The organism is Pseudomonas sp. NBRC 111127 (genome assembly GCF_001320345.1).
Lineage (GTDB): Bacteria > Pseudomonadota > Gammaproteobacteria > Pseudomonadales > Pseudomonadaceae > Aquipseudomonas > Aquipseudomonas juntendi.
On record NZ_BCBD01000045.1, the window covers coordinates 1 to 26,156 of the forward strand.

Annotated in this window: 22 protein-coding genes; 9 read left to right on the forward strand and 13 right to left on the reverse strand. The window is 64.0% G+C overall.

Going from position 1 to position 26,156, the window contains the following annotated elements; translation table 11 throughout:
• Positions 1-28: 28 nt before the first annotated feature.
• From APH30_RS10960 to APH30_RS10990, 8 genes are all read right to left on the reverse strand, one after another.
• On the reverse strand, positions 29-2,839 hold the full coding sequence (locus tag APH30_RS10960; RefSeq protein ID WP_054912543.1) for a dermonecrotic toxin domain-containing protein: 2,811 nt from the start codon (positions 2,837-2,839) through the stop codon (positions 29-31).
• A gap of 71 nt (positions 2,840-2,910) precedes the next feature.
• A complete protein-coding gene (locus APH30_RS29075) occupies positions 2,911-3,087 on the reverse strand; it encodes a hypothetical protein (protein ID WP_009683340.1) in 177 nt (58 codons plus the stop codon).
• A complete protein-coding gene (locus tag APH30_RS10965; RefSeq protein WP_009683341.1) occupies positions 3,084-4,196 on the reverse strand; it encodes a PepSY domain-containing protein in 1,113 nt (370 codons plus the stop codon). The genes APH30_RS29075 and APH30_RS10965 overlap by 4 nt, the downstream gene beginning before the upstream one ends.
• 158 nt (positions 4,197-4,354) lie before the next feature.
• Entirely contained in the window at positions 4,355-6,787 is a 2,433-nt protein-coding gene (locus tag APH30_RS10970; protein ID WP_054912544.1) for a TonB-dependent siderophore receptor, read from the reverse strand.
• Positions 6,788-6,920: 133 nt separating this feature from the next.
• Entirely contained in the window at positions 6,921-7,877 is a 957-nt protein-coding gene (locus APH30_RS10975) for a FecR domain-containing protein (RefSeq protein ID WP_054881576.1), read from the reverse strand.
• Positions 7,874-8,392 (reverse strand): RNA polymerase sigma factor, encoded by a 519-nt coding sequence (locus APH30_RS10980; protein WP_054912545.1) that lies wholly within the window; start codon positions 8,390-8,392, stop codon positions 7,874-7,876. The genes APH30_RS10975 and APH30_RS10980 overlap by 4 nt, the downstream gene beginning before the upstream one ends.
• 152 nt (positions 8,393-8,544) lie before the next feature.
• The gene (locus APH30_RS10985) at positions 8,545-9,255 is read right to left on the reverse strand and encodes a PolC-type DNA polymerase III (RefSeq protein WP_054912546.1); all 711 of its coding nucleotides are present in this window, start codon (positions 9,253-9,255) and stop codon (positions 8,545-8,547) included.
• Complete coding sequence (locus APH30_RS10990; protein ID WP_054912547.1) at positions 9,252-11,189, reverse strand: DUF294 nucleotidyltransferase-like domain-containing protein; 1,938 nt, start codon at positions 11,187-11,189, stop codon at positions 9,252-9,254. The genes APH30_RS10985 and APH30_RS10990 overlap by 4 nt, the downstream gene beginning before the upstream one ends.
• Positions 11,190-11,305: 116 nt before the next feature.
• Between APH30_RS10990 and APH30_RS10995 the strand changes: the two genes are divergently transcribed.
• Positions 11,306-11,845: a response regulator gene (locus APH30_RS10995; RefSeq protein ID WP_054912548.1), complete on the forward strand. Its 540-nt coding sequence runs from the start codon at positions 11,306-11,308 to the stop codon at positions 11,843-11,845.
• A gap of 146 nt (positions 11,846-11,991) precedes the next feature.
• Here the strand turns inward: APH30_RS10995 and APH30_RS11000 are convergent, their stop codons facing one another.
• Positions 11,992-14,169 carry a malate synthase G gene (locus APH30_RS11000; protein WP_009681522.1) on the reverse strand — a complete coding sequence of 726 codons (2,178 nt, stop codon included), beginning with the start codon at positions 14,167-14,169 and terminating at the stop codon, positions 11,992-11,994.
• 449 nt (positions 14,170-14,618) lie between these two features.
• On the opposite strand from APH30_RS11000, the gene APH30_RS11005 reads away from it, so the two are divergent.
• A complete protein-coding gene (locus tag APH30_RS11005; protein WP_054912549.1) occupies positions 14,619-15,137 on the forward strand; it encodes a glycine cleavage system protein R in 519 nt (172 codons plus the stop codon).
• 293 nt (positions 15,138-15,430) lie between these two features.
• Here APH30_RS11005 and rarD read toward each other — a convergent pair whose 3' ends face one another.
• The 4 genes from rarD to APH30_RS11025 all read right to left on the reverse strand — a co-directional run bounded on the left by rarD (position 15,431) and on the right by APH30_RS11025 (position 18,989).
• Positions 15,431-16,318 carry an EamA family transporter RarD gene (rarD, locus tag APH30_RS11010; protein WP_054912550.1) on the reverse strand — a complete coding sequence of 296 codons (888 nt, stop codon included), beginning with the start codon at positions 16,316-16,318 and terminating at the stop codon, positions 15,431-15,433.
• 64 nt (positions 16,319-16,382) lie between these two features.
• Positions 16,383-17,357 (reverse strand): serine/threonine protein kinase, encoded by a 975-nt coding sequence (locus tag APH30_RS11015; RefSeq protein WP_054912551.1) that lies wholly within the window; start codon positions 17,355-17,357, stop codon positions 16,383-16,385.
• Positions 17,358-17,456: 99 nt separating this feature from the next.
• Complete coding sequence (locus APH30_RS11020; RefSeq protein ID WP_054912552.1) at positions 17,457-18,203, reverse strand: TOBE domain-containing protein; 747 nt, start codon at positions 18,201-18,203, stop codon at positions 17,457-17,459.
• A 54-nt stretch (positions 18,204-18,257) separates the two neighbouring features.
• Complete coding sequence (locus APH30_RS11025; protein WP_054912553.1) at positions 18,258-18,989, reverse strand: ComF family protein; 732 nt, start codon at positions 18,987-18,989, stop codon at positions 18,258-18,260.
• A gap of 89 nt (positions 18,990-19,078) precedes the next feature.
• On the opposite strand from APH30_RS11025, the gene bioB reads away from it, so the two are divergent.
• From bioB to APH30_RS11060, 7 genes are all read left to right on the forward strand, one after another.
• Positions 19,079-20,137 (forward strand): biotin synthase BioB, encoded by a 1,059-nt coding sequence (gene bioB, locus APH30_RS11030; RefSeq protein ID WP_009681528.1) that lies wholly within the window; start codon positions 19,079-19,081, stop codon positions 20,135-20,137.
• Position 20,138: 1 nt separating this feature from the next.
• Positions 20,139-21,311 (forward strand): 8-amino-7-oxononanoate synthase, encoded by a 1,173-nt coding sequence (bioF, locus tag APH30_RS11035; RefSeq protein ID WP_054912554.1) that lies wholly within the window; start codon positions 20,139-20,141, stop codon positions 21,309-21,311.
• Positions 21,304-22,035, forward strand: coding sequence for an alpha/beta fold hydrolase (locus APH30_RS11040; protein WP_054912555.1), 732 nt, complete (start codon positions 21,304-21,306; stop codon positions 22,033-22,035). Before bioF ends, APH30_RS11040 begins: the two co-directional genes overlap by 8 nt.
• Positions 22,028-22,846, forward strand: coding sequence for a malonyl-ACP O-methyltransferase BioC (bioC, locus tag APH30_RS11045; RefSeq protein ID WP_009681531.1), 819 nt, complete (start codon positions 22,028-22,030; stop codon positions 22,844-22,846). The genes APH30_RS11040 and bioC overlap by 8 nt, the downstream gene beginning before the upstream one ends.
• A gap of 10 nt (positions 22,847-22,856) precedes the next feature.
• Positions 22,857-23,537 carry a dethiobiotin synthase gene (gene bioD / locus APH30_RS11050; RefSeq protein ID WP_054912556.1) on the forward strand — a complete coding sequence of 227 codons (681 nt, stop codon included), beginning with the start codon at positions 22,857-22,859 and terminating at the stop codon, positions 23,535-23,537.
• Between the two features lie 120 nt (positions 23,538-23,657).
• Positions 23,658-23,954 carry a hypothetical protein gene (locus APH30_RS11055; protein ID WP_009681533.1) on the forward strand — a complete coding sequence of 99 codons (297 nt, stop codon included), beginning with the start codon at positions 23,658-23,660 and terminating at the stop codon, positions 23,952-23,954.
• A gap of 288 nt (positions 23,955-24,242) precedes the next feature.
• Positions 24,243-26,048, forward strand: a complete 1,806-nt coding sequence (locus APH30_RS11060; protein ID WP_054912557.1) for a phenylacyl-CoA dehydrogenase — start codon at positions 24,243-24,245, stop codon at positions 26,046-26,048.
• The last annotated feature ends 108 nt before the right edge of the window (positions 26,049-26,156 follow it).

Here is a 26,156-nt window from a genome sequence, read left to right on the forward strand (position 1 = left end):
GCAACTGGCCAAGTGGCAGTGCCTTGCATCAGCGGTTGGACGGGCTGTTGCCGCGGCTTACCGAATAACAGTCTGGAAACGCCAGCCAGTCACTGCTTCGGCCGGGCTGGCGAACCCGGATGCGCCACTGGTCCCCCTGCCAACGCACAATGGCCCAGGCAATGGGCCTGCGGTCCGGTTGCCCGGGCATCAGCAAATGGTAATGGTTGTCCAGCAAGTGCGCCCGCAGCGGCAACGCCTGGCTGCCTGCCACCAGAAAGTACTCCCGGCCCAGGCGGTACAGCCCAGCGGTGTCGGTTGGCTCGGCGTCAGCGGGGTACGTGGGCAGTTGGCACGCTTCGAACAGCGCCTGCAAGTCGGGTAGCCCGTCATGCCACAGCACCACCGAGTCCACTACCCATTCGCCGTCTTCGCGGCGTTTGACCGGTACCTTGGTATAGGCGTCTGGCATGCGCGGGTCTACTACCCGCCAGCGGTAGCCGTCGAAAGCGACCTGGTATGTAGCCCCGCTGGCATCCCTGATGTAGTAGAAGCTCAGGCCAGGGTACGGCGAGGGTTGCTCGTAGATACCTTCTTTGTGAATGCCATCCACGCGGTAGCGCAGTTTTTCACGGTTGATGTTCACGCTTGCCGAAGGCGGCAACTTCAGCGGTGGAGGCGAGGGTATTCCACGCAACGCGCGGCGCATCACGGTTGTTCCACCCAGGTTGTTGACGGCGTCGTTGGCGTAGGTGAAGGCGTCGACGATGTGCTTCAGTACCTCCGTGCGTTGCGCTTGCTTGAAGGCCTTGTGCGCATCGATCACCGACAGGATCGAACGCCCCAACGATACCGCCACCAGTGCCCGGTTGGGCAACACGAAGCTGATCAAGTCCAGAATGAGCGTCAGCCCGCGCAGGCCGAGCTCGGCCAGCAGTTCCCGCCGGGTGTTGGTGCTTGCATCGACCGCGGCCAGCATGGCATTCACTTCCGCGAGGTAGCGGGCCTGCTGGAAATCGCCGATGATCGTCGGGCGTTGTACATGGGGCCCCATGCCGCCTTTGGTCAGCCATAGCTCGATTTGCTCACGATCGGCCAGCGGCAGGCGGTCTTTCAGGTAATCGCGCAGGGCAGGTTGTTTGCGCAGGGTCTTGAGCATGTGCCGGGTATTGCGAAACTCACGCCAGGCACGGCGGTCCGGGGCGTCCGGGGTGTAGACGATGAAGCGGGCGAAGCCTGGGCTGTCTGGGGTGACCAGCATGATGCCTTGCAGCGTATGCCCACCGATCAGCAACTGGCGCACGCTCAGTTGCGCTACGTCTGCCTGTTGGCGCGCATGGCTTTGCGGGTATTCGAGCAAGGTGGTGATCCAGGCGAACCCGCGCTCGAACGGGTCTTCGAGAAGGTGGCCGGCATAGTGCGCCTTGGCCGCTTCAGCGCGCATGCGCGCATGGCTGATGGCGACATAACTGTCCTGCCGCCACTGTGCCTGCGGGGATGTCAGCAAGTGGGTGCGCAAGTACTGGCTGTAGCTTTCACCCACATCCAGCTCACGGACCAGCTGCTTGACCTGGCTTGGGCTGACGCCATCGACGGTCACGCCCTGCTTGTCGTGCACCCTCGCCGTCAACCAGTAGTCGATATCGAGCAAGCTGACGTTGATCAGCGCCAGCTCGTCGATGCGGTAGGTCTGCTGGACCAGCTCGATGCTGTCGCCAACCTGCGGGCGGCTGGCGACGGGTATCCACGGGCCGGTGATGCTGGGCGGCAACACGGGGCCTATGGGCCTGGCCAGGGTGACACTGACATACAGGCCGAGCGGGTCGATATCCAGCTGGTGACGTTGGCGCAGTTGGGTACGCAGGCGTTCACGCGTCCAGGCGAGCAGGCCATTGCGGTCGACGAATTGCTCAAGGCTCAGGATACCGGGTGCCGCCGCCTTGTCGATGGCGATCACCAGCTCTTGCAGGGTTTGCATGATGTGCGTGAGGCCCTGTGCCGAGGCGTTCTTCAGCCAGGCTGGCGAGTTGCGCTCCAGCAGCAGGCCGTAGCGTGTCTGTAGCGCAGAGCGGCTGTCGGCCCATGGCAGCAGATCGGCGGCCTCGGCCAGGTCCGCTGTCAGCTTGGGCCAGTCTACCGCCGCCTGCTGCGCAGCTTCCTGCCAGGCCTGGGTCAGCGCGGCGTGCTGGCCGTCGATCAAGGCCTGAACCTGTGCCTGAATCATGTCCTCGTTGAACCATTCATAGCGCAGGCGCTCGGCGTTGCGGGCGTTGTCGCGATCGTGTTCGTTGCTCATGTGCCGCAGCAGTGGCCGGCTTTGCTGCACGTCGTCCAGGCGTTCGCAAAGCTCGGTGTGCAGCTCGGCAAGGCTATCGAATGCTTCGATGCCATGGGACAGGCTGCACAGCAGCGCGTAGTCGGTGGTGTTGCGGGTGTCTGGCATGCGGCCCTCGGGCCCGCCTTCGACGATCACGAAGGTGCCGGGCAGGTAGCTACGCCAATTGGGTGTGGTGATGTCCAGTACGGGGCGGTAGATCTGCGGCCGTTGCGCGGCTGGTAAATGCTGGCGCTGCGAGGGCAGCGGCCTGTTGGCGCAGCAGGTGACCAGCTCGGCATGGCTCGAACCCAGCGTATGGTCATCGCTGCGCAACGCGATTTGCGCCAGCAGTTGCTGGCGCAGCAGCGTAGCCAGGCGTGCCCGCCGGCTTTCGCCGCTTGCGGTGCCAAGCCAGTACTGCGCAAGGTCGGCGAAGTAGCGCTGGCGTGCGTTCAGCAGCGGCAGCGACGGGTCGGGCGCGGGGGGTGGGGTGAGCAGGGCGCTCAATTGCGCATCGAAGGACTTGAAGTGTGTCAGGCTCATGGCGGGCTCCACGGTGAACAAACCGTGCAGCTTGGTCCCAGCTGTTGATACAGGCGTGTTAGCTGTTTACCTCATTTGCCGCTCAGCCCACGGAACCCGAGCCATGCCGGAATGCCCAGCCCCAGCCAGGCCAGGGCGTCCCAGGCGCCGTCCCCGAGCAGCGCGGCGAACAGGCCGGCTGCGCCCAGTGCGGCGATGAGCCCAGGCCAGGCGAAGATCTGCCTGGTGCTGCGTGACGTGTGGCTCACGGGCGCGCCCCCCTGCTGCTGCGCAGCTTGGTCCACCACAGGTAGAGGCCGCTGCCGAGCACGATGATGGTCAGCACGTCCAGTGCTGCCCACAGCACCTGCATGGGCCGCCCGCCGTAGTCGCCAAAATGCAGGGGTTGCGACAGGCCCATGGCATCCATGTACCAGGGGCGTTCGCCGACGGCGGTCACTTGCAGCGTGCGTGCATCGATCAGAACCGGGGTCAGCAGGTGCGAAGTGAGGTGCGTGGCACCTTTCATGAACACCGCGTAGTGGTGCTCACTGGAGAAGCGTGTACCGGGGAAGGCGATGAAGTCTGGGCGCATGCCGGGGGCGGCCTGTTCGGCGATGGCCAGCAGGTCGCTGGCCGCAGCGCGTTCGCCCAGCGGTGGGGCGTTGCGGTAGGGGGCCACCATCGCCGCCAGGCTGTCGTTGCGCCAGGCAGCGATCACCAGGTCGGACAGGGCGCTGATCACGCCGGTTACACCGACAGTCAGTGCCCAGGCCAAGGTGACGATGCCGATCAGGTTGTGCAGGTCGAGCCAGCGCAGGCGCCGGGATTTGTCGTGGCGCACGCTGGCGAAGCCCAGCCGGCGCATGAACGGGGCGTACAGCACGGTGCCGGACACGATCGCGACGACGAACAGCACGCCCATGAAGGCCAGCAGCAACTTGCCCGGCAGGCCGGCGAACATGTCCACGTGCAGACGCAGCATCAGCATCATGAAGCCACCGTTGGCGGCGGGCATGGCTACCGCTTCGCCTGTGCGGGCGTCGAGCATGAAGGTGTGCGACAGGTTGGGCTCGGTACCGGCGGTGGCGGCGGTGATGGCCACCACGCCGTCGGGTTGGTCTTCTTCATAGCCAAAGTACTGCATGACCTCGCCGGGGCGGTGCTGCTCGGCCTTGAGCACCAGCTGTTGCAGGTCGAGGTGCGGGGTGCCGGGCGGCATTTCGCGCAGTTCGGCGGCGTCGCCCAGCAGGTGTTCGAGTTCGTGGTGGAAGATCAGCGGCAGGCCGGTGAGGGCGAGCAACAGCAGGAACAGGGTACAGACCAGGCTGCTCCAGGTGTGGACCGCTGACCAGCGGCGGATGGTTGGGCTTTTCATCACGGTACCGTTTTTTGCCTGAGGAATTGGAGGGGGCTGCGCAGCAGCCCAATCGCCGGCAAGCCAGCTCCCACAGGTCAGCGCAGGTCCTCGGGCTCCTGATTTACCTGTGGGAGCTGGCTTGCCGGCGATTGGGCCGCAACGCGGCCCCGGCTCACTCAGAACTTGTAGGTGGCGCTGGCCACGACACTCCGCTCGTCGCCGTAGTAGCAGTAGTACGAGTCACAGGTGGAGAGGTAGTCCTTGTCCAGCAGGTTGGTCGCATTGAGCGCGACCGACGCCCCTTTCAGGCTGTTGTCCAGGCGGCCCAGGTCGTAATGCACCGAGGCATCGAACACCGTGTAGGCATTGGCCTTGCCCAGCCAGGTGTTGCCTTGGTCACCATAGGTATTACCGGTGTAGCGTGCCCCCAGGCCGATGCCGAAGCCGTCCAGTACGCCCGAGTGGAAGGTATAGTCGCCCCACACCGAGGCCTGCTGGTTAGGCATCAGTTGCAGGCGGTTGCCCTTGAACTGACCATCCTGCACTTCGGATTTGGCCAGGGTGTAGGCGGCAATCACCTTCAGGTTGTCGGTAACGTCGGAAACCGCTTCAAGCTCCAGGCCGCGGACTTTCACTTCGCCGGTCTGGCTGGTGACACTGGTGTTGCCGTCGTTGCTGGTGACCAGCACATTCTTTTGAGTCAGGTCATACACCGCGGCCGAGAGCAACGTATTTGAACCGGGGGGCTGGTATTTGACACCCAGTTCCCACTGCTTGCCTTCGGTTGGTTTGAACGACTTCAGTGGGTCCGCATCGGCCTTGCTGGCGGGCTGGAAAGATTCTGCATAGGACAGGTAAGGCACAAACCCCGAATCGAAGACGTAACTGATCGCCGCGTTGCCGCTGAAGTTACTGTCGCGCTGGGTGTTGGTAGCGTCGCCTTTGTTGAAGAACGTTGTACCGGTGTGTACCCAGTCCTCCCGACCACCCAAGGTCAGCCGCCAGTTGCCCAGCGCCATCTGGTCCTGCACGTACAGGCCGGTCTGAATGGTTTTCTGGTCGTAGTCGTAGTAGGCAGTGGAACGGTCCGGTCTGCTGATCGGCAAACCGTAGACCGGGTCGTTGACATTGATGGGCGGCGCAGCGCCATAGATCGTCAGGAAATTGTTGTTGGTACGTTGGTGGTCCAGGCCGACCAGCAAGGTGTGGCTGATGGCGCCTGTGCTGAAATCACCCTGAAAGTTGTTGTCGACGGCGAACTGGCTGATGTCCTCGTCAACGTTGGTGGTACTACGCCCCACGTTGCCTTGGTCGTCCACGACCATGCCGAACTCTGGCAAGTAGCTGTTGACGGTGATCGTCTGGAACGACAGCTCGGACTTGGTATAGCGCAAGTTTTGCCGGAACTGCCACACGTCGTTGAAACGGTGCTCGAACGCGTAACCAAGCGCGTAGTAGGTACGGTCGTAGAACTCGTAATTCGGGTCACCCAAGTTCTTGTGGTGCGAGATCTTGCCGAACGGCATGTCGATCTTGGTGCCCTGGATCGGTCGGAACTGGCTGGTGACCCCGGTATCGTCGCGGGTGAACTGGGAGAGGAAGGTCAGCGAGGTATCTTCGTCCACGTTCCAGGTCAGGCTCGGGGCGATGTTGTAGCGCTTGTTGTCGATGTGATCGACCTGCGTACCGCTGTCACGGATCACACCGCTCACGCCATACAGCAAGCGGCCGTCGTCATCGATCTTGCCGGTGCTGGCGAAGTTGATCTGGCGGTGGTTGTCACTGCCATATTGCAGTTCGATTTCATGCGCGCTTTCGACTTGCGGGCGGCGGCTGACCATGTCCAGCAGGCCGCCGGGTGGGGTCTGGCCATAGACCGAAGAAGCCGGGCCACGCAGCAGCGCCAGGCGGTCGAGGTTCCAGGTTTCGGCTTTCGGGTTGGCGTACACGCCACGTGGCAACGGCAGGCCATCCAGGAACTGGGTGGGCTCGAAGCCGCGCACACGCATCCAGTCATAGCGGGTGTCGCTGCCGAAGCTGGCAGAGACGATGCCTGGCATATAGCGCACGGCGTCGTCGAGGCTATGCACGCCGCGGTCTTTCATCTGCTCGCGGGTCGCCACGGAAATGGACCGTGGGACTTCGACCAGGGCGGTGTCGGTCTTGGTGCCGGCGGCCGTGCGCTGGGCCAGGTAGCCGTCGACCGGGCCCCACGCGCTTTCACTGGCGCTGTTGGCGTTCACGGTGATTTCCGGCAAGGCCAGGCTGCCCTCCGGCACCGCGACCAGGCTGTAGCTGCCCGCGCTGCTCTGCTGCAATTGCAGGCCGCTGCCCAGCAGCGCTGCCTGCAAGGCGCCGAGCCCGTCATAGCGGCCGTTGACCGGCGCCGACGTGCGGCCACTGACCAGCGCCGGGTCCAGGGCCAGGGCGATACCGGCCTGGCTGGCGATCTGGTTCAGGGCAGTGGCCAGCGGTGCGCTGGGCAGGTTGTAGGCCCGCAGCGCGGATTGCTCGGCGGCGAACAAGGCAGGGCTGACCAGCGGCGCGGCCATGCCGATGGCCAGGGCCATCAGGCTGGGGCGCAGGATACGATCTACGGCACGGGACATGCGGCGGTTCCTCGACGGGTAAGTGCTTGCTGCATCCTTGCCGAGCGAGAATCGAAAAGTGACAGGGCGAATCTGAAAAAAAGTGAGAATTGTTTGTAAAAGCAGGGGCGCCTGTGATCAGGCTGCTACAGCGCTACCTGGGCGTGACCTTCACCCACCACTGGGTATGCCGCTCGACCTTCACCGGCAGCACCGGCTCCAGCGAGGCCAATGCCAGGTCGGTATCGGTCAGCGGGAAGCTGCCGCTTACCCGCAGGTCGGCGACCGCTGCATCCACGCCCAGGTAGCCGCTGCGGTACTTGCCCAGCACCGCCAGCAAGTCGCCAAGGCGTACGTCGTCGACCACCAGCATGCCGCGCGTCCAGGCATCGGCACCGGCCGGCACTGCGCTGACCTGGCCCAGGCCATCGGCATGCATCAGCACCTGCTGGCCTTCGCGCAACACCTGCTCGTCACCGCTGTTATGCGGCATGGCCGCGACCGACGCTTGCAACACTTCAAGGCGCGTGCCTGCGGCTTCACGACGTACCAGGAAGCGCGTGCCCAGTGGGCGCAAGCGGCCATCGTCGGTGCGCACCAGCAGCGGGCGTGGGTCCTGGTGGCCGGTATCGACCGAGATTTCACCCTGGTGCAGCACGATCACCCGTTGCGCACCGGCGTAGTCGATGTCTACCGCGGTGTGGGTATTGAGGCTCAACAGGGTGCCGTCGGCCAGGCGCAAGGTGCGCAACTCGCCGGTGGCGGTACGCTGGTCGGCAAGCCAGTAGCTGGGCGCCAGTGACGGTGCGCCGACCCAGGCCAGCAGCGAGCCGAGCAGGAACATGCCGGCCAGGCCGCCGCCGACCTTGCCGATGCGCCGGCGCAGGCTGGCGCGCGACTGCAGCAACGCCTGGCGCGCCGGGCCGGCGGCTGCGCTGAGCCGCTGGTCCATGGCGCCGAGCTGTCGCCAGGCGCGCGCGTGTTCTTCGCTGGCGGCATGCCAGCGCATGAACTCGCCACGTTCGGCAGGGCTGTCGCTGCCGCCGTCGAGGTTGAGTTTCCAGGCAATGGCAGCTTCCAGTACACGCGACGAAACCGGTGCGTTGCTCACGTCGGCTCCCCGTACAGGGCCACGTAGCACTGGCGCATACCCTGGGCGAGGTACTGGCGCACCCGCGACACCGAAACGCCCAGGCGCTCGGCGATTTCGGCATGGCCCATGCCATCCAGGCGGTTGTGCAGGAACGCCGCGCGGGCTTTGCTCGACAGCTTGCCAAGCAGGCGGTCGATGGCTTTGAGGTCTTCCAGAATCAGGTGCTGTACTTCGGGGGAGGGGTGTTCGGCTTCCGGCACCAGTGCCAGTTCCGCGAGGTAGGCCTGTTCCAGTGCGGCGCGCCGGAAGTGGTCGAACATCAGCCCCTTGGCCACGGCTGCAAGAAAGGCACGCGGTTCGCGGGGCGAGGCCAGCTGCTCGCGGCCTAGCAGGCGCACGAAGGTGTCCTGGCTCAGGTCTTCGGCACGTTGGCGGCAGGCCATGTTGCGTTGCAACCAGGCGAGCAGCCAGCCGCGGTGATCGCGGTACAGCGTACCGATCAGATCGGCGTGTGGGCTATGTGCAGAAGGCAAGCAGCGTCCCCCCGGAACGTATGCATTAACTAACGATAATTATTCGCGATTGTTGCAGAGGGGAGGGGGTGGGTGCAATGGACGCTTATCGGTTCGCCTGCATGGGGTTGGCCAAGGGCCTGCGTTTTCACTGGCGCTGCGTAGCCCTGGCCTCACATGCCATGGCTCTGCACCTTGCGTCGCCGCCAGCCGCGCAGGCGCTGTTCCAGTTGCAGCGGGCTGTCCAGTTGTTGGCGCCGGGCCTGGCTGAACAGGATCAGCACAAGTTCTGCGGTGACCTGGGCATCAGCGCTGGCGTGGTGGCGTTCTTCCACCTGCAGCCCAAAGCGCGCCACCCAGTCATCCAGGCCGGCCTCGCGCAGAACCGTGTCGGGGTTGAGCATCGGCGCCAGCTCGGCCACATCCAGAAACGGCGACTGCAAGCGGTAACCCAGGCTTTCTTTCAGTGCCCGCGCCAGCATGCGCTGGTCGAACGGAGCATGGAATGCCAGCACCGGGCTATCGCCAATGAAGTCGAGCAGGTCCAGCAAGGCTTCAGCGGGCTCGCAACCGGCGGCTAGGGCGCTTGGCCCCAGCCCGTGAATCAGCACGCTGGCGTTGGTTTTCAGCAGTGGCCGCTGCAGGGTGCGTTCAAATTGCTGGGCAAAGTCGATGGCCCCGTCCTCGATGGCCACTGCGCCGATCGACAGTACCTGATCACGGTTGGGGTTGAGCCCGCTGCTTTCCAGGTCCAGCACCACCCAGCGCTGCTCACGCAACGTGCACACACCCAGGGGCGCGGGTTTAGGTTGCCGGGCCAGGCGCTGGCGCGTGGCAGGGTCCAGCTCGGGCGTGCCGGGGCGCAGCCAGGCGAACAGGCTCATAACTGGTACCGCAGGGCCAGGCTGCTTTGCAGGCGCTGGGCCTGGCGCAGGGACTCGCGCAGGATACGCCGGTCCAGGTGGTTGAGGCTGTCCGGGTCAAGCCGGTTGGAATACGGCAGGTTGGCGCGGGCCTGGCGTTGATGCTGTTGCATGCGGGTCTGCTGGATGAAGTGATACGCCTCTTCATAGGCCGCGCCGTCCAGTGCTTCGATCACCCCTTTGGCGACCAGCTGGCGCAAGCGCTCCAGGGTATTGCAGGCGCCGATGCCATTGGCCAGCGCCAGCAGCCGGGCACCATCGACGAAGGGCGTCAGGCCCTGGACCTTCAGGTCGAGTGTGGCCGCCTTGTCATTGCCTTGGCGGGTCAGCACGAACTCGCGCAGGCGGCCCACTGGCGGGCGCTGGCGCAGGGCGTTTTCCGCCATCATGCGCTGGAATATCCGGTTGTCGGCCACCTGCGCCAGCACGCCTTGGCGCAGCTGCTCGCAGCCCTGCTCGTCGCCCCACACCACCCGTAGGTCGAAGTAGATGCTTGAGCCCAGCAGGTTTTCCGGGCTGGCTTCGCGGACAAAACCGGCAAAGCGCCGCGCCCACTCGGCACGCGACAGGCACAGCGCAGGGTTGCCGGCCATGATGTTGCCCGTACACAAGGTGAAGCCACACTGGGCCAGGCATTGGTTGATGTACTGTGCCAGCGGCAGCAGGCGGGCACGGATGGCGTCGGCCTCGGCACTGTCCAGCGCCTCGAAGAGGATGCCGTTGTCCTGGTCGGTGTGCAGGGTCTGTTCGCGACGCCCTTCGCTGCCAAAGCACAGCCAGCTGAAAGGCACCCCAGGGTCGCCCCGTTCGGCCAGGGCCAGTTCGATGACCCGGCATACCGTGTGGTCGTTGAGCAGGGTGATGATCTGGGTGATCTGGGTGGACGAGGCGCCGTGGGCGAGCATCCGTTCGACCAGTTGGCTGATCTCGCCGCGCAGCGAGACCAGGTTGTCCAGCCGCGGTGCATGGCGAATGGTGCGCGCCAGGTGCACCAGGTCGACCCGTTGCAGCGAGAACAGGTCGCGCTCCGAAACCACGCCACACAGCCGGCCGTTTTCCACCAGGCACACGTGGGCAATGTGCCGCTCGGTCATTGCCATGGCTGCGTCGAAAGCACTGGCCTGTGGGCTGAGGTAGAAGGGCTTGGCGGTCATGTGCCGGGCAATCGGCGCACCCAGCTCGGCGTCCTCCGCGGCCACCACCTGGCGCAGGTCGCGCAGGGTGAAGATGCCGGTGGGGTAGCGCTGCGTGTCAACCACGACGATGCTGCCCACCTGCTGCTCGTGCATCAGCCGCACGGCTTCGCGCAGCGGCGTATCCGCGCTGCACACCACCGGGTGCCGCATGGCCAGTTCGCCCAGCGGCGTGTTCAGCGAGTACTGGGTGCCCAGGGTTTCCACTGCACGCTGGCGAACCTGCTGGTTGACCTGGTCGAGCAGGCTGCTGACCCCGCGCAGGGCAAAATCCCGAAACACTTCAGACATCGAGAACACGCGGATGAACGCTGCCTTGTTCAGTTGCAGGCAGAAGGTGTCTTCGCCGGCCAGATGCTCGGTGCGGGTGGCCCGTTCGCCGAGCAGGGCGGCCAGCGGGAAGCACTCGCCGCTGGTGATTTCGAAGGTGGTTTCGACCCCCGGTTTCACCAGGTGCTGACGCTCGCCCACCACCCGCCCCTGCTTGACGATGTAGAAATGCTCGACCGGCCCGTCTGCCGGCTTGACGATGCTTTCGCCGCTGGCATAGAAGCGCAGCTGGCACTGCTCGACCAGGTAGGCGAGGTGGCTGTGCTCCATCTGGTTGAACGGCGGAAAGCGCTGCAGAAACTGCAGCGTGCCCTGAATGTTCTGCAGCACTGCGGTCCTGCCCGCCTGGCTGTAGGCGTCCTTTTTGCTCATGAAACCGACCGTATCGCTATGCCGAACTATATATATCTATATATAGGTGCCGGCCATGTTGTTCTCTGCCTCCATGGTCGGCTTGCGGCGGGGTGGTGCCCATTGGACGTAAGTCTATGAGCCCCCCTGTCAAAGACCCGACGAAAGGCGAACCGGGCGACGCAAGTTCTGCGGTCCTATGGGTGAAGCGGAATTTTTTTGACGAGATGGCCATGCCTGAGCAAATCGATATTTTAAGCGACGAAGAGCGCGAGGCATTGGGTATGGCCAGTGCGCCGGTAGTCGTAAAGCCGTTGGTGCTGGTGGTGGACGACAACGCGGTGAACCGTGAGGCCTTGATCCTGTACCTGAAAAGCCGGGGCATTGATTGCGTGGGCGCGGACGGGGCCGAGGAGGCCAGGTTGTACCTGCATTTCCAGCAGCGCATCGGTTTGATGATTACGGATTTGCGCATGCAGCCAGAGGATGGGCTGGAGCTGATCCGCAAGATTCGCGGGTCGGAGCGGGCGGCGTTGTCGATCATCGTCGTGTCGGGCGACACCGATGTGGCAGAGGCGGTGGACGTGATGCACCTGGGGGTGGTGGACTTCCTGCTCAAGCCGGTGGACCTGGGCAAGTTGCTGGAGCTGGTGAAGAAAGAGCTGAAAATTGATTGAGGCAGAGAGGGGCTGCTTTGCAGCCCTATCGCGACACAAGGCCGCTCCTACAGGTGCAGCGCAAGTTTTGATATTTGCGATATCCCTGTAGGAGCGGCCTTGTGTCGCGATTGGGCCGCAAAGCGGCCCCCGTACGCAGGTGTAACTTACAACCCGTTGCGCGCCTTGTACTCGCGACGACGGCGGTGCAGCACTGGCTCGGTATAGCCATTGGGCTGCTTGCCACCTTCGACCACCAGCTCCACTGCCGCCTGGAACGCAATGTTGTCGTCGAAGTTCGGCGCCATCGGGCGGTACAGAGGGTCAGCGGCGTTCTGCTGGTCGACCACCACCGCCATGCGTTTGAGGCTTTCCAGCACCTGCGCCTGGCTGACCACGCCGTGGCGCAGCCAGTTGGCCAGCAGTTGCGCGGAGATGCGCAGGGTGGCGCGGTCTTCCATCAGGCCGACGTTGTTGATGTCTGGCACCTTCGAGCAACCGACACCCTGGTCGATCCAGCGCACGACATAGCCGAGGATGCCCTGGGCATTGTTGTCCAGCTCGTTGCGGATTTCTTCCGCCGACCAGTTGGTGTCGGCAGCCAGCGGGATGGCCAGGATATCGTCCACCGACGCCGGGGTGCGTGAGGCCAGTTCACGCTGGCGTGCCTGTACGTCCACCTTGTGGTAGTGCAGGGCATGCAGGGTGGCGGCAGTGGGCGATGGCACCCAGGCGGTGTTGGCACCGGCCAGCGGGTGGGCGATCTTCTGCTCGAGCATGGCGGCCATCAGGTCGGGCATGGCCCACATGCCTTTGCCGATCTGCGCACGGCCTTGCAGGCCGGTCGCCAGGCCGACATCGACGTTGTTGTTCTCGTAGGCACCGATCCACTTCTCGTTCTTCATGGCACCTTTGCGCACCACGGCGCCGGCTTCCATCGAGGTGTGAATTTCATCGCCCGTGCGGTCGAGGAAGCCGGTGTTGATGAACGCGACGCGCTCGGCAGCGGCCTTGATGCAGGACTTGAGGTTGACCGTGGTCCGGCGCTCCTCGTCCATGATGCCGACCTTCACGGTGTTGCGGGGCATGCCCAGCAGGTCTTCGACCTGGCTGAAAATCTCGGCGGCGAACGCCACTTCCTCAGGGCCATGCATCTTCGGCTTGACGATGTACACGCTGCCACTGCGGGTATTCTTGCGGCTGGTGTTGCCGTTGAGGTTGTGCAGGGCGATCAGGTTGGTGAACAGGCCATCCTGGATGCCTTCCGGAATTTCGTTGCCCTGGGCGTCGAGAATTGCCGGGTTGGTCATCAGGTGGCCAACGTTACGCACGAACAGCAGCGAACGGCCGTGCAGGGTCACGCTGCCACCGTTGGGCGCAGCGTACTCGCGGTCGGGGTTCATGGTGCGGGTGAAGGTCTTGCCACCTTTGCTCACGCTTTCGGCCAGGTCGCCCTTCATCAGGCCCAGCCAGTTGCGGTAGACAATGACCTTGTCGTCGGCATCGACGGCGGCGACCGAGTCTTCGCAGTCCATGATGGTGGTCAGTGCCGACTCCATCAGGATGTCTTTGACGCCAGCGGCGTCTGTGCTGCCGACCGGGGTGCTGGCATCGACCTGGATTTCGAAATGCAGGCCGTTGTGTTTCAGCAGCACGGCAGTCGGTGCCGCGGCATCACCCTGGAAGCCGATCAGTTGGGCGTCGTCACGCAGGCCGGTGTTGGTGCCGCCCTTCAGGGTGACCACCAGCTTGCCGGCTTCGATGCGGTAGGCGGTGGAGTCGACGTGCGACCCAGCCGCCAGCGGCGCGGCTTCGTCAAGGAAGGCGCGGGCGAAAGCAATCACCTTGTCGCCACGCACTTTGTTGTAACCCTGGCCTTTTTCGGCGCCGCCTTCATCGCTGATGGCATCGGTGCCATACAGCGCGTCGTACAGCGAACCCCAACGGGCGTTGGCGGCGTTGAGGGCAAAACGGGCGTTCATCACCGGCACGACCAGCTGCGGGCCGGCCATATGGGCGATTTCTTCGTCCACGTTCTGGGTGGTGGCCTGGAAATCGTCGGCTTGTGGCAGCAGGTAGCCGATTTCCTGGAGGAATGCTTTGTAGGCTGCGGCGTCATGGGCCTGGCCTTTGCGTGCCTGGTGGTAGGCGTCGATCTTGGCTTGCAGCTCGTCGCGCTTGGCGAGCAGGGCTTTGTTCTTTGGAGCGAGGTCATTGATGATCTTCTCTGCACCCGCCCAGAACTGCTCGGCGACGATGCCGGTCCCGGGGATGGCTTCGTTGTTCACGAAGTCGTACAGGACCTTGGCGACCTGAAGGCCACCGACTTGAACGTATCCAGTCATTGCTTGCCTCACTCTGCTCAGCTATTTCGCTCTTCTGTATTAAGCCTGTAGCGCTTCTCTAAACACGTACCAGTACTTGCCCCCGGGGAGGACCCCGAGCGCGGCTGGGTGCAGCCCGCCAGACTGGCTGGCAGACAGTGTGCGTATTTTCACAGGCGCCTTGGCAGACATCCAAACGACGTTTTGTAGTCCGCGCCACGGGATACTACATGAAGCAGTAGACGGGGCAAAATCAGACTAAAAGCGCCGTTGTGCGACCCATTGGTCGCGTATGGTCACGCTGGGAGCAGGTATGTTCGCAAAAAAATGGTGGATTGTTCCAGATAAATCTTGAAACAGTACACGATTGGTTGCACAGATTGCCCTGCGGCAGGTTGCCGCGCCTTGCCTATACTGAGCCGATCCCCCGATTTTCTGCGCTTGGCGCGGTTCGACACGAGGAACGGCTTGTGGATCATCTTGTACTGACTGTTATCGCCCCTGACAAGGCCGGCCAGGTGGAACGTGTTGCGCAGTGCATCGCAGACCACAGCGGCAACTGGTTGGAAAGCCGCATGTCGCGTATGGCCGGGCAGTTTGCCGGGATCCTGCGGGTGGCGGTGCCGGTTGAAAATCACGATGGGCTGGTGGCGGCGTTGCAGGGGCTGGCCCAGTACGACATTCGTGTGCTGGTTGCAGAGAGCGGGGTGGAACCCTCGTGTACCTGGAAGCCGATTGCCATGGAACTGGTCGGCAATGACCGGCCGGGGATCGTGCGGGACATCACTCGTTTGCTGGCGGAGTTGCAGGTGAACGTGGAACGGTTCACGACAGAAGTGCGGCCGGCACCGATGAGCAGCGAGCCATTGTTCCATGCCGATGCCTTGTTGGCCTTGCCCCTGGCCTTGCCGTTGGACGAGCTGCAGCAGCGGCTGGAGAGTCTGGCGGATGACTTGATGGTGGAGTTGCGGTTGCGGGCGGAGGATTGAGTGGATTGGCCGGGGCCGCTTTGCGGCCCATCGCGACGCAAGGCCGCTCCTACAGGGGATTTGGTAAAGACATCCCTTGCGGTTATCCCAGTATCACGGGGAAGGCCCTGTGGATAACCTGGGGGTTCACCTCCCCAGCCCAGGCAATGCGCCCGCTGCAGAGGTTTGCTCAAAAAACACCCAAAATTCAGCAGCTTGTGCACAAAGCACGGGGACGAGGGTGTGGATAACCTTTGGAGATGTCTCTGCAGGCCAGGTACTCCATGGCCTGCAGAGTTTTGATCGTTTTTTGATCAGGCGCGCTTGCGCAAACTTAGCCAGGCATCCACGCTGTAAATGGCCAGGCCAGCCCAGATGAACATGAAGGCTACCAGGGTGCTGGAGGACAAATGCTCATCGAACAGCAGCACCGCCTGCAGCAGTACCAGGGTTGGCGCCAGGTATTGCAGGAAGCCGAGGGTGGTGTAGGGCAGGTGCCGCGCTGCGGCGTTGAAGCACACCAGCGGTATCAGGGTCACCGGCCCCGCAGCCATCAGCCAGAGCGCTTCGCTGCTGGTGTAGAACGCGCCTTGTGCACTCATGGCCGTTGGGTGCAGCAGCAACCAGCCCAGGGCCAGCGGTACCAGCATCCAGGTTTCCACAACCAACCCCGGCAGCGCCGCAACCGGGGCCTGTTTGCGGATCAGCCCGTAGAAGCCAAAGCTCAGCGCCAGCGCCAGCGACACCCAGGGCAGGCTGCCCACCTGCCACACCTGCTGGGCCACGCCAACTGCAGCCATGCCCACTGCCAGCCATTGCAGGCGGCGCAGCCGCTCGCCCAGCAGCAGCATGCCCAGCAGCACGTTGATCAGCGGGTTGATGTAGTAACCCAGGCTGGCCTCGAGCATGCGCCCGTTGTTGACCGACCACACATAGGTCAGCCAGTTGAAGGCAATCAGCGCCCCGCTCAGGGCCAGGACCCCCAGCCGGCGCGGGTTGTCGCGCAGCTCACGCCACCAGCCGGGGTGTTTCCACAGCAGTAGCAGCAGCGAGCCGAACAGTGCCGACCAAAGCACCCGGTGGACGATGATCTCCACCGCCGGGACGCTCTGGATTGCCTTGAAGTAAATCGGGAACAGGCCCCAGATGATGTAGGCGCTCAGGCCCAGGAGATACCCGCGACGCGGGTTTGCGGCGTGCATGCAGAATCCTTGCTTAGGTAGCTAAATAAAGCGACCCCTATTGTAGACAGAGGCGTGCACCGTTTTAGAACAATTTCAGCGGGGCTTCATCCAGCGCCGCCATTTGTTCACGCAGGGCGAGGATCTGATCGCCCCAATAGCGCGGCTGGCCGAACCAGGGGAAGCTGGGCGGGAATGCCGGGTCATCCCAGCGCCGCGCCAGCCACGCGCTGTAATGCAACTGGCGCAGCGCCCGCAGCGGTTCGATCAGGGCCAGCTCGCGCAGGTCGAAATCGTGGAACTCGTTGTAGCCGTCGATCAGTTCGGCCAACTGCCCCAGGCGCTCCTGGCGGTCGCCGGCCAGCATCATCCACAGGTCTTGTACGGCGGGGCCCATGCGGCAGTCGTCGAGGTCGACCACGTGGTACACGTCTTCGCGGTGCATCAGGTTGCCGGGGTGCAGGTCGCCATGCAGGCGGATGAGCTGGTGCGGGGTGCGGGCGTAGATGTCCTCGACCCGCTTGAGCAGGTCGCGGGCCACTGACGCGTACGCCGGCAGCAGCTCGCGGGGTACAAAGCCCCCATCGAGCACAGTGTTCAGCGAGGCATGGCCGAAACTGTCCACAGTCAGCGCTTCACGGTGAGCGAACGGTTTGCAGGCGCCGACGGCATGCAGGCGGCCAAGCAGTTGCCCCAGGCGGTAGAGCTGGTCGAGGTTGCCAGGCTCCGGGGCATGGCCGCCACGGCGCGGGAACAACGTGAAGCGAAAGCCCTGGTGCTCGAACAAGGTACGGCCGGCGTGCTGCATGGGCGCTACGACCGGCACTTCGCAATCGGCCAGTTCAGCGGTAAAGCTGTGTTCTTCGAGGATGGCCGCATCGCTCCAGCGGCCAGGCCGGTAGAACTTGGCGATCAGCGGCTGCGCCCCCTCGATGCCCACCTGGTAGACGCGGTTCTCGTAGCTGTTCAGTGCCAGCACCCGGGCATCGCTGAGAAAGCCGAGGCTTTCCACGGCGTCCAGGACCAGGTCAGGGGTGAGGGTATCGAACGGATGGGACATGGGAGCTCCGGGGCTATACGGCATGGGCTCCATGGTACAGGGTTATCCCTGTAGCGTACCCGTAGGGTTTACCCGCGAACCGCCTGCGCCACAGCCGGCCTAGGCAGGCACCCCGAGCAACACATAGGCAGGGTGGAACTGAACCCGTACCTGCTGGCCGGCCAACCAATCCGCCTCTGCCATGGCGCACAGCGTTTGCCCGTTGCCCAGCGCCAACCGGACTTCATTGGGCCCGTCGGCCTCCACCAGCACGTCTTCTACCGTGGCCCGCAGGCAATTGCTCCCCGCTTCGGGCTTGTCCCCCTCGGCCAGCAACTGCACCCAGCCTGCCTTGAGCAGCGCCACCACCCTGCTGCCCAAGGTCAGCTCCAACCGCGCGGTGCTGTCGTGGGTGATCAGCGCGTCGATCTCCAGCCCGCCACCCAGCGCCAGGCTGACCCGGTCATAGCGGCCCTCACGGCGCAGGCCGCTGACCTGGCCCTGCAGCTGGTTGCGCGCGCTGGTGCGTAGCATCAGGCGCCCAAGCAAGTCGAGGTCGCTGGACTCTTCCGCAGCCTCGAGAATTTGCGCCTGCAGGGCCTGCAGCCTTTGGTACAGGCGCAATACGCGCTGACCCTCCACCGACAGCCGGGCGCCTCCACCCCCACGCCCGCCGGTGCTGCGCTCGACCAACGGCTGACTGGCCAGGTTGTTGAGCTCATCGATGGCGTCCCAGGCTGCCTTGTAGCTGATGCCCGCCGCCTTGGCCGCACGGGTGATCGAGCCTTGCTCGGCAATGTGCTGCAGCAGTGCGATGCGCTGCGGGCGCCGGGCGATGTGCTGGGTGAGTAGAGTGGGCAAGGGCATGGGCATCCGGTCGCTGTAGGGGCCTGGGGCGAATAGTGTGGCGTAGCGGCAGGGTTATACATACCCCGGCTTCGGCGTACGCGCCAGGCAATACACATCCACCCGCTGTGCCCCGGCTTTGCGCAACACCTGGGCAATGGCCTGGGCGGTAGCGCCAGTGGTCAACACGTCATCGACGATGGCGACGTGCTTGCCAGGCAGGTCACCGGCGACCGCAAAGGCCTGGCGCAGATTGCGCCGCCTCCCTTTGGCACTCAACCGCTGCTGCGCGGGGGTTTCCCGAGTGCGCAGCAGTACCCGCTCATCGCACGGTATGCCCACGTGCGCCGCCAGCCAGCGGGCCAGCAGCCCGGCCTGGTTGAACCCACGCTCGCGCAGTCGACGCCTGGCCATGGGCACAGGCAACAGCAGGTCAGGGCGTGGCAGCCCCTCGGCATAGCGGTAGCGCAGCCCTTGCCCAAGCAACTCGGCCATCAAACGCCCCAACGGCCACTGCCGGTTGTGCTTGAAGCGGCTGATCAACGTGTCGACCGGAAAGCCGAAATGCCACAGGGCTAAGACCTGTTCGAACGCCGGCAAGCGGCGGCTGCATTGGGCGCAGGCCAGGCCGGCCATGGGCAGTGGCAGGGCGCAGTAGCGGCAATGGTCGCCCAGCCAGGGCAGCTCTTGCTCGCAACCGACGCACAGCGGGTAGTGTTGCCCGGCAGGCGCGTCGCACAATAAACAGGTCTGGTTAATAAGTGAGCACTTGTAAACCAACCTTTTCCAGTGAAGTTGACAGTTCATAGGCCATCCATGACTATGCGAGTTATCCGTGATGCGCTGGCGGGCTTTCCTGTCCCGGCGCCAGCTTAAGCCTAAACAAGGAAACGCCGATGAGCGCCAGCACAACTGCAACAACACGTCACGACTGGTCCCTGGCCGAGGTCAAGGCCCTGTTCCAGCAGCCTTTCAATGACTTGCTGTTCCAGGCGCAGACGGTGCACCGCGCGCATTTCGACCCCAACCGCGTGCAGGTTTCGACATTGCTGTCGATCAAGACCGGGGCCTGCCCGGAAGATTGCAAATATTGTCCACAGTCCGGCCACTACAACACCGGGCTGGAAAAACAGAAGTTGATGGAAGTGCAGAAGGTGCTGGAAGAAGCAGCGCGCGCCAAAGCCATTGGCTCGACCCGCTTCTGCATGGGCGCGGCGTGGAAGCACCCGTCGGCCAAAGACATGCCTTATGTGCTGGAGATGGTCAAAGGGGTGAAGGCCTTGGGCCTGGAAACCTGCATGACCCTGGGCAAGCTCGACCAAGAACAGACCCAGGCCCTGGCCCAGGCCGGCCTCGACTACTACAACCACAACCTCGACACCTCGCCGGAGTTCTACGGCAGCATCATCACTACGCGCACCTACAGCGAGCGCCTGCAGACCCTGGCCTACGTGCGCGATGCGGGCATGAAGATCTGCTCGGGCGGCATCCTGGGCATGGGCGAGTCGCTGGACGACCGCGCCGGGCTGCTGATCCAGCTGGCCAACCTGCCCGAACACCCCGAATCGGTGCCGATCAACATGCTGGTCAAGGTGGCCGGTACGCCCCTGGCCGAGGAGGAAGATGTCGACCCGTTCGACTTCATTCGCATGCTGGCCGTAGCCCGCCTGTTGATGCCCAAGTCGCATGTGCGCCTGTCTGCTGGCCGTGAGCAGATGAACGAGCAGATGCAGGCCCTGGCCTTCATGGCCGGTGCCAACTCGATTTTCTACGGTGAAAAACTGCTGACCACTGCCAACCCGCAGGCTGACAAGGACATGCAGCTGTTCGCGCGCCTGGGCATCAAGCCTGAAGCACGCGAGGAGCACGCCGACGAAGTGCACCAGGCCGCCATCGAGCAGGCGCTGGTCGAGCAGCGTAGCAGCGAGATGTTCTACAACGCCGCGACCGCCTGAGATGGCTTTCGACCTGGCGGCGCGCCTGGCCGAACGGCGCGCTGCGGACCTGTACCGGCAACGGCCACTGCTGGAAAGCCCGCAGGGCCCGGAGGTGGTGGTCGACGGCCAGCGCTTGCTGGCCTTCTGCAGTAACGATTACCTGGGCCTGGCCAACCACCCCGAGGTAGTTGATGCCTGGCAAGCCGGTGCCGAGCGCTGGGGTGTCGGTGGCGGTGCGTCGCACCTGGTGATCGGCCATAGCACCCCACACCACCAGGTCGAAGAGGCGCTGGCTGAACTGACGGGGCGCCCACGTGCGCTGCTGTTTTCCACCGGCTACATGGCCAACCTGGGCGCCATCACCGCGCTGGTGGGGCAGGGCGACACGGTGCTGCAGGACCGCCTGAACCATGCCTCGCTGCTCGATGGCGGGCTGCTCAGCGGTGCGCGGTTCAACCGCTACCTGCACAACGACCCGGCCAGCCTGGCCAGCCGCCTGGACAAGGCCGTTGGCAATACCCTGGTAGTCACTGACGGTGTGTTCAGCATGGACGGCGACCTGGCCGACCTGCCGGCCCTGGCCGAGGTCGCCCGGGCCCGGGGTGCCTGGCTGATGGTGGACGATGCCCATGGCCTGGGCACCCTTGGCGCTCAGGGCGGTGGTATCGTCGAGCACTTCGGCCTGGGCGTGGACGATGTACCGGTGCTGATCGGTACGCTGGGCAAGGCCTGCGGTACTTCCGGTGCCTTTGTTGCCGGGAGCGAGGAACTGATCGAGGCGCTGGTGCAATTCGCCCGCCCCTACATCTACACCACCAGCCAGCCACCGGCACTGGCCTGCGCCACGCTGAAGAGCCTGGAGCTGCTGCGCCGCGAAAGCTGGCGCCGCGAGCACCTGGCCGCGTTGATTCGCCAGTTCCGTGAAGGCGCGCAGCAGATCGGCCTGGAACTGATGGACAGCCCCACACCGATCCAGCCGATCGTGATTGGCGACAGCGCGCAGGCCTTGCGCCTGTCGCGCATGTTGCGCGAGCGCGGCATGCTGGTCACCGCCATCCGCCCACCCACCGTACCGGCGGGCAGTGCCCGTCTGCGCGTAACATTGAGCGCCGCCCACAGCCAGGCGCAGGTGCAGCTATTGTTGAATGCATTGGCCGAGTGTTATCCACAATTGGAGAACGCCGATGCGTAATCGTCTTGTACTGCTGCCCGGCTGGGGCCTGGGCACTGCCGCACTGGAACCGCTGGCCGCCAGCCTGCGCGCCCAGGACCCCCGTCTGCAGGTAGAGCTGATGCCCCTGCCGGAATTGCCCCACAGCGATGTTGAGGGCTGGCTTGAGCACCTCGACCGTAAATTGCCGGGCGATGTCTGGCTAGGTGGCTGGTCGTTGGGCGGCATGCTCGCCAGCGCCCTGGCACACAAGCGTGGCGACCACTGCTGCGGCTTGCTCACCTTGGCCAGCAACCCCAGTTTCGTTGCCCGTGGCGACTGGCCGCATGGCATGGCCGAAGACACCTTTGGCACTTTCCTCGACGGCTGCCGCAGCCATACCCAAGTCACCCTGAAGCGCTTTCGCAGCTTGTGCAGCGATGGCGCCCAGCAGCCGCGTACCCTGCTGCGCCAGCTGGGTGTCGGCGTACCGGACACCGACCCTCTGTACCTCGCCACCGGCCTTGAAGTGCTGGCCAAGCTGGATACCCGCGAAGCCCTGCAGGCTTACGGCGGCCCGCAACTGCACCTGTTTGCCGGCAGCGACGCGCTGGTGCCGGCCGAGGCAGCCAAGGCCTTGAGCGAGCTGCTGCCTGATGTGGAAGTGGGCCTGGTAGAAGACAGTTCCCACGCCTTCTTGCTGGAGTACCCGCAAGAGCTGGCGGCGGGCATCAAGAGTTTCCTGCATGAGAGTGGCGATGACTGACCTTTCCTGTCCGACCCTGCCCGGCGCTTTGCCCGACAAACGCCAGGTAGCGGCTTCGTTCTCCCGCGCTGCAGCCAGCTACGACAGCGTAGCCGCGTTGCAGCGCGCCGTGGGCTTGAGCCTGTTGGGGCAAATGCCGGCAGGCTGGCAGCCATTGCGCTGGCTGGACCTGGGCAGCGGTACCGGCCATTTCAGCCGTATCCTGGCCGAGCGGTTCGCCCAGTCCAGCGGTGTGGCGGTGGATATCGCCGAAGGCATGCTGCGCCATGCCCGCAATGAACAACGCGGGGCGCACTACCACGTGGCCGGCGACGCCGAGCGTTTGCCATTGCGCGATGCCAGCGTCGACCTGGTGTTCACCAGCCTGGCCGTGCAATGGTGCGACCAGTTCGCCAGTGTGCTGGCCGAAGCGCTGCGGGTACTGCGCCCGGGCGGCGTGCTGGCCTTCAGCAGCTTGTGCGTAGGTACCCTCGACGAACTGCGAGCCAGCTGGCAGGCGGTGGACGGCCTGGTGCATGTAAACCGCTTCCGCCGTTTTGAGGACTACCAGCGCCTGTGTGCCGCCAGCGGTTTTGAGCAGCTTGAGCTGCATCGCTGTGCGCATGTGCTGCATTACCCGGACGTACGCAGCCTGACCCACGAACTGAAGGCGTTGGGGGCGCACAATCTCAACCCTGGGCGACCGTCCGGGTTGACTGGCCGGGCACGCATGCAGGGCCTGTTGCAGGCGTACGAGGCATTTCGCCAGCCTGCCGGGCTGCCAGCCACCTATCAGGTGGTCTATGGTGTGTTGCGCAAACCACAGGCGTAAGGGGAGCGAGATGAGCAAGGCCTATTTCATCGCCGGTACCGATACCGATGTCGGCAAGACCACGGTCGCGGCCGGGTTGCTGCATGCGGCGCGGTTGCAAGGCTTGAGCACCCTGGGTGCCAAGCCGGTGGCCTCTGGGTGCACGATGACCCCCAACGGCTTACGCAACAGCGACGCCCAGGCGCTGATTGATGAAAGCACCATCAAGTTGCCCTATGGGCAGGTCAACCCGTTTGCGTTCGAGCCTGCAATTGCGCCGCATGTGGCCGCCCGCGAGGCGGGGGTGACTTTGGAGGTGGCAGAATTGCTGGCGGCCATGCGCAATGTGTTGCAACAAAATGCCGATTTCACTTTGGTCGAGGGGGCTGGGGGCTGGCGTGTGCCGCTTTCGGGGCTGGAGAACCTTTCAGATCTGGCGGTGGCCCTGCAGTTGCCGGTGATTCTGGTGGTGGGGGTGCGGCTGGGGTGTATCAGCCATGCCCTGCTCAGCGCCGAGGCGATCGAGCGCGACGGGCTGCAGTTGGCAGGCTGGGTGGCGAACATCATCGAGCCGCGCACTTCACGGCTGGAAGAGAACCTGGCCAGCCTGGCCGAGCGCTTGCCAGCGCCTTGCCTGGGGCGGGTGCCCAAGCTCAAGCAGGCCAGTGCAGACAAGGTGGCTGAGCATTTGCAGCTGGATTTGCTGGATTAGGTGCTGGAATACTCAGGGCCTATCAACTGGCACCGGGCCATTAGCGATTTAAACGGGCCTTTTTACCGACGGCCTGTTTTAATGGGCTGTGTTCCTATCCAGCGTCAATGGAGTCCTGACATGGAAATCACCGGTAGCTCCGCCTATTACGCGGGCCTGAGCGCTATACAAGCCGGCCAGAACCGCGTCGATCAGGCGGCCAGCCAGATCGCCAACACCACCGCCGAACGTACCGCCACCAGCCAGTCCAGCGACTTCCAGGCCGAACGCCTGCGTGCGGTCGACCGCAGCCAGCAGATGGACCTGGCCACCAGCCTGGTGCAACAGGCGGTCGGCAAGACCGAAGTCGAGCTTGGCGCAAAGGTCGTCAAGGCATCCGACGAAATGCTCGGCCGGATCATCGATACCTACGCCTGACAGAGCGCTGATTTCGAATACACATAGCCCCTGTGGGAGCGGGCGTGCCCGCGAAAGCGTCAGCTCAGGCAACCCCATTGCCTGGCCGAGCCCTTTCGCGGGCATGCCCGCTCCCACAGGGTATTGTTTTTATTGAGCTTGGCATAAACGCCATTTTTCGTGGCGTAAATGGCACTATCGTCCCTCCTTGACAGAAGCCGGAGCTAAACGTAAGTTTCAAACAACTGTTTGACAGACGCCGCGGCGCACGCGGGTCACCCCACAGAACTCACCTAGAGGTTCATCGCAATGCCTGACTACAAAGCCCCCTTGCGTGATATCCGCTTCGTTCGCGACGAGTTGCTCGGCTACGAGGCGCACTATCAGAGCCTGCCGGGTTGCCAGGACGCAACGCCCGACATGGTCGATGCGATTCTTGAAGAAGGTGCGAAGTTCTGTGAGCAGGTGCTGGCGCCGCTGAACCGCGTGGGTGACCAGGAAGGCTGCACCTGGAGCGAGTCGGGCGTGAAAACCCCAACCGGCTTCAAGGCGGCTTACGAACAATTCGTCGAAGGCGGCTGGCCCAGCCTGGCACATGATGTGGAACACGGCGGCCAGGGCCTGCCAGAGTCGCTGGGCCTGGCCCTGAGCGAGATGGTCGGTGGTGCGAACTGGTCGTGGGGCATGTACCCGGGCTTGTCCCACGGCGCCATGAACACCATTTCTGCGCACGGCACCGCCGAGCAGCAGCACACCTACCTGACCAAGCTGGTGTCCGGCGAATGGACCGGCACCATGTGCCTGACCGAGCCACACTGCGGTACCGACCTGGGCATGCTGCGCACCAAGGCCGAACCGCAGGCTGACGGCAGCTACAAGGTGTCGGGCACCAAGATCTTCATTTCCGCCGGTGAGCACGACATGGCCGAGAACATCGTGCATATCGTTCTCGCGCGCCTGCCGGATGCACCGGCCGGTACCAAGGGCATTTCGCTGTTCATCGTGCCGAAGTTCCTGCCCAATGCCCAAGGCGGTGTGGGTGAGCGCAATGGCGTGAGCTGCGGCTCGATCGAACACAAGATGGGCATCCACGGCAACGCCACCTGCGTGATGAACTTCGATGGCGCCACCGGCTACCTGATCGGCCCGGCCAACAAAGGCCTGAACTGCATGTTCACCTTCATGAACACCGCGCGCCTGGGTACCGCGCTGCAGGGCCTGGCCCACGCCGAAGTCGCGTTCCAGGGTGGCCTGAAGTACGCCCGCGAGCGGTTGCAGATGCGCTCCCTGACCGGCCCCAAGGCACCGGACAAGGCCGCCGACCCGATCATCGTCCACCCGGACGTGCGCCGCATGCTGCTGACCATGAAAGCGTTCGCCGAGGGCAACCGCGCGATGGTCTACTTCACCGCCAAGCAGGTGGACATCGTCAAGTACAGCCAGGATGAAGAAGAGCGCAAGAAGGCCGATGCCCTGCTGGCCTTCCTCACCCCGATCGCCAAGGCGTTCATGACCGAAGTCGGTTTCGAAGCGGCCAACCATGGCGTGCAGATCTATGGCGGTCACGGCTTCATCGCCGAGTGGGGCATGGAGCAGAACGTGCGTGATAGCCGTATCTCGATGCTGTACGAAGGCACCACGGGCATCCAGGCCCTCGACCTGCTCGGCCGCAAAGTGCTGATGACCCAGGGCGAAGCGCTGAAGGGCTTCACCAAGATCGTGCACAAGTTCTGCCAGGCGCAGGAAGGTGTCGAGGCGGTCAAGGAGTTCGTCGAGCCGCTGGCAGCCATCAACAAGGAGTGGGGCGAGCTGACCATGAAAGTGGGCATGGCTGCCATGAAAGACCGCGAAGAAGTGGGTGCGGCCTCGGTCGATTACGTGATGTATTCCGGCTACGCCTGCCTGGCCTACTTCTGGGCCGACATCGCCCGCCTGGCCGCTGAAAAGCTGGCCGCCGGCACCAGCGAAGCGGCGTTCTACACCGCCAAGCTGCAGACCGCGCGCTTCTACTTCCAGCGCATCCTGCCGCGTACCCGCACGCATGTGGCGGCCATGCTGTCGGGCGCCAACAACCTGATGGACATGGACGAAGAGAGCTTCGGCCTGGCGTACTGATTCAACCGCTGTAGCCAGAACCCGCCTGCCCTCACCGGCAGGCGGGTTTTTTTTGTTCAGGCCCAGGCCACTCGACAACCCTGGCCGATTTGAAATTCAACTGTTCGG

Bases quoted from the DNA above. Each gene is read 5' to 3' on its own strand.
- APH30_RS11000 (WP_009681522.1), bottom strand. From the start codon at position 14,169: ATGACTGGATACGTTCAAGTCGGTGGCCTTCAGGTCGCCAAGGTCCTG.
- bioF (WP_054912554.1), top strand. From the start codon at position 20,139: ATGGCTTTCGACCTGGCGGCGCGCCTGGCCGAACGGCGCGCTGCGGAC.
- APH30_RS10960 (WP_054912543.1), bottom strand. From the start codon at position 2,839: ATGAGCCTGACACACTTCAAGTCCTTCGATGCGCAATTGAGCGCCCTG.
- APH30_RS10965 (WP_009683341.1), bottom strand. From the start codon at position 4,196: ATGAAAAGCCCAACCATCCGCCGCTGGTCAGCGGTCCACACCTGGAGC.
- bioC (WP_009681531.1), top strand. From the start codon at position 22,028: ATGACTGACCTTTCCTGTCCGACCCTGCCCGGCGCTTTGCCCGACAAA.
- APH30_RS10990 (WP_054912547.1), bottom strand. From the start codon at position 11,189: ATGAGCAAAAAGGACGCCTACAGCCAGGCGGGCAGGACCGCAGTGCTG.
- bioB (WP_009681528.1), top strand. From the start codon at position 19,079: ATGAGCGCCAGCACAACTGCAACAACACGTCACGACTGGTCCCTGGCC.
- APH30_RS11040 (WP_054912555.1), top strand. From the start codon at position 21,304: ATGCGTAATCGTCTTGTACTGCTGCCCGGCTGGGGCCTGGGCACTGCC.
- bioD (WP_054912556.1), top strand. From the start codon at position 22,857: ATGAGCAAGGCCTATTTCATCGCCGGTACCGATACCGATGTCGGCAAG.
- APH30_RS11055 (WP_009681533.1), top strand. From the start codon at position 23,658: ATGGAAATCACCGGTAGCTCCGCCTATTACGCGGGCCTGAGCGCTATA.
- APH30_RS10970 (WP_054912544.1), bottom strand. From the start codon at position 6,787: ATGTCCCGTGCCGTAGATCGTATCCTGCGCCCCAGCCTGATGGCCCTG.
- APH30_RS11025 (WP_054912553.1), bottom strand. From the start codon at position 18,989: ATGAACTGTCAACTTCACTGGAAAAGGTTGGTTTACAAGTGCTCACTT.
- APH30_RS11015 (WP_054912551.1), bottom strand. From the start codon at position 17,357: ATGTCCCATCCGTTCGATACCCTCACCCCTGACCTGGTCCTGGACGCC.
- APH30_RS10995 (WP_054912548.1), top strand. From the start codon at position 11,306: ATGAGCCCCCCTGTCAAAGACCCGACGAAAGGCGAACCGGGCGACGCA.
- APH30_RS11060 (WP_054912557.1), top strand. From the start codon at position 24,243: ATGCCTGACTACAAAGCCCCCTTGCGTGATATCCGCTTCGTTCGCGAC.
- APH30_RS10985 (WP_054912546.1), bottom strand. From the start codon at position 9,255: ATGAGCCTGTTCGCCTGGCTGCGCCCCGGCACGCCCGAGCTGGACCCT.
- rarD (WP_054912550.1), bottom strand. From the start codon at position 16,318: ATGCACGCCGCAAACCCGCGTCGCGGGTATCTCCTGGGCCTGAGCGCC.
- APH30_RS11020 (WP_054912552.1), bottom strand. From the start codon at position 18,203: ATGCCCTTGCCCACTCTACTCACCCAGCACATCGCCCGGCGCCCGCAG.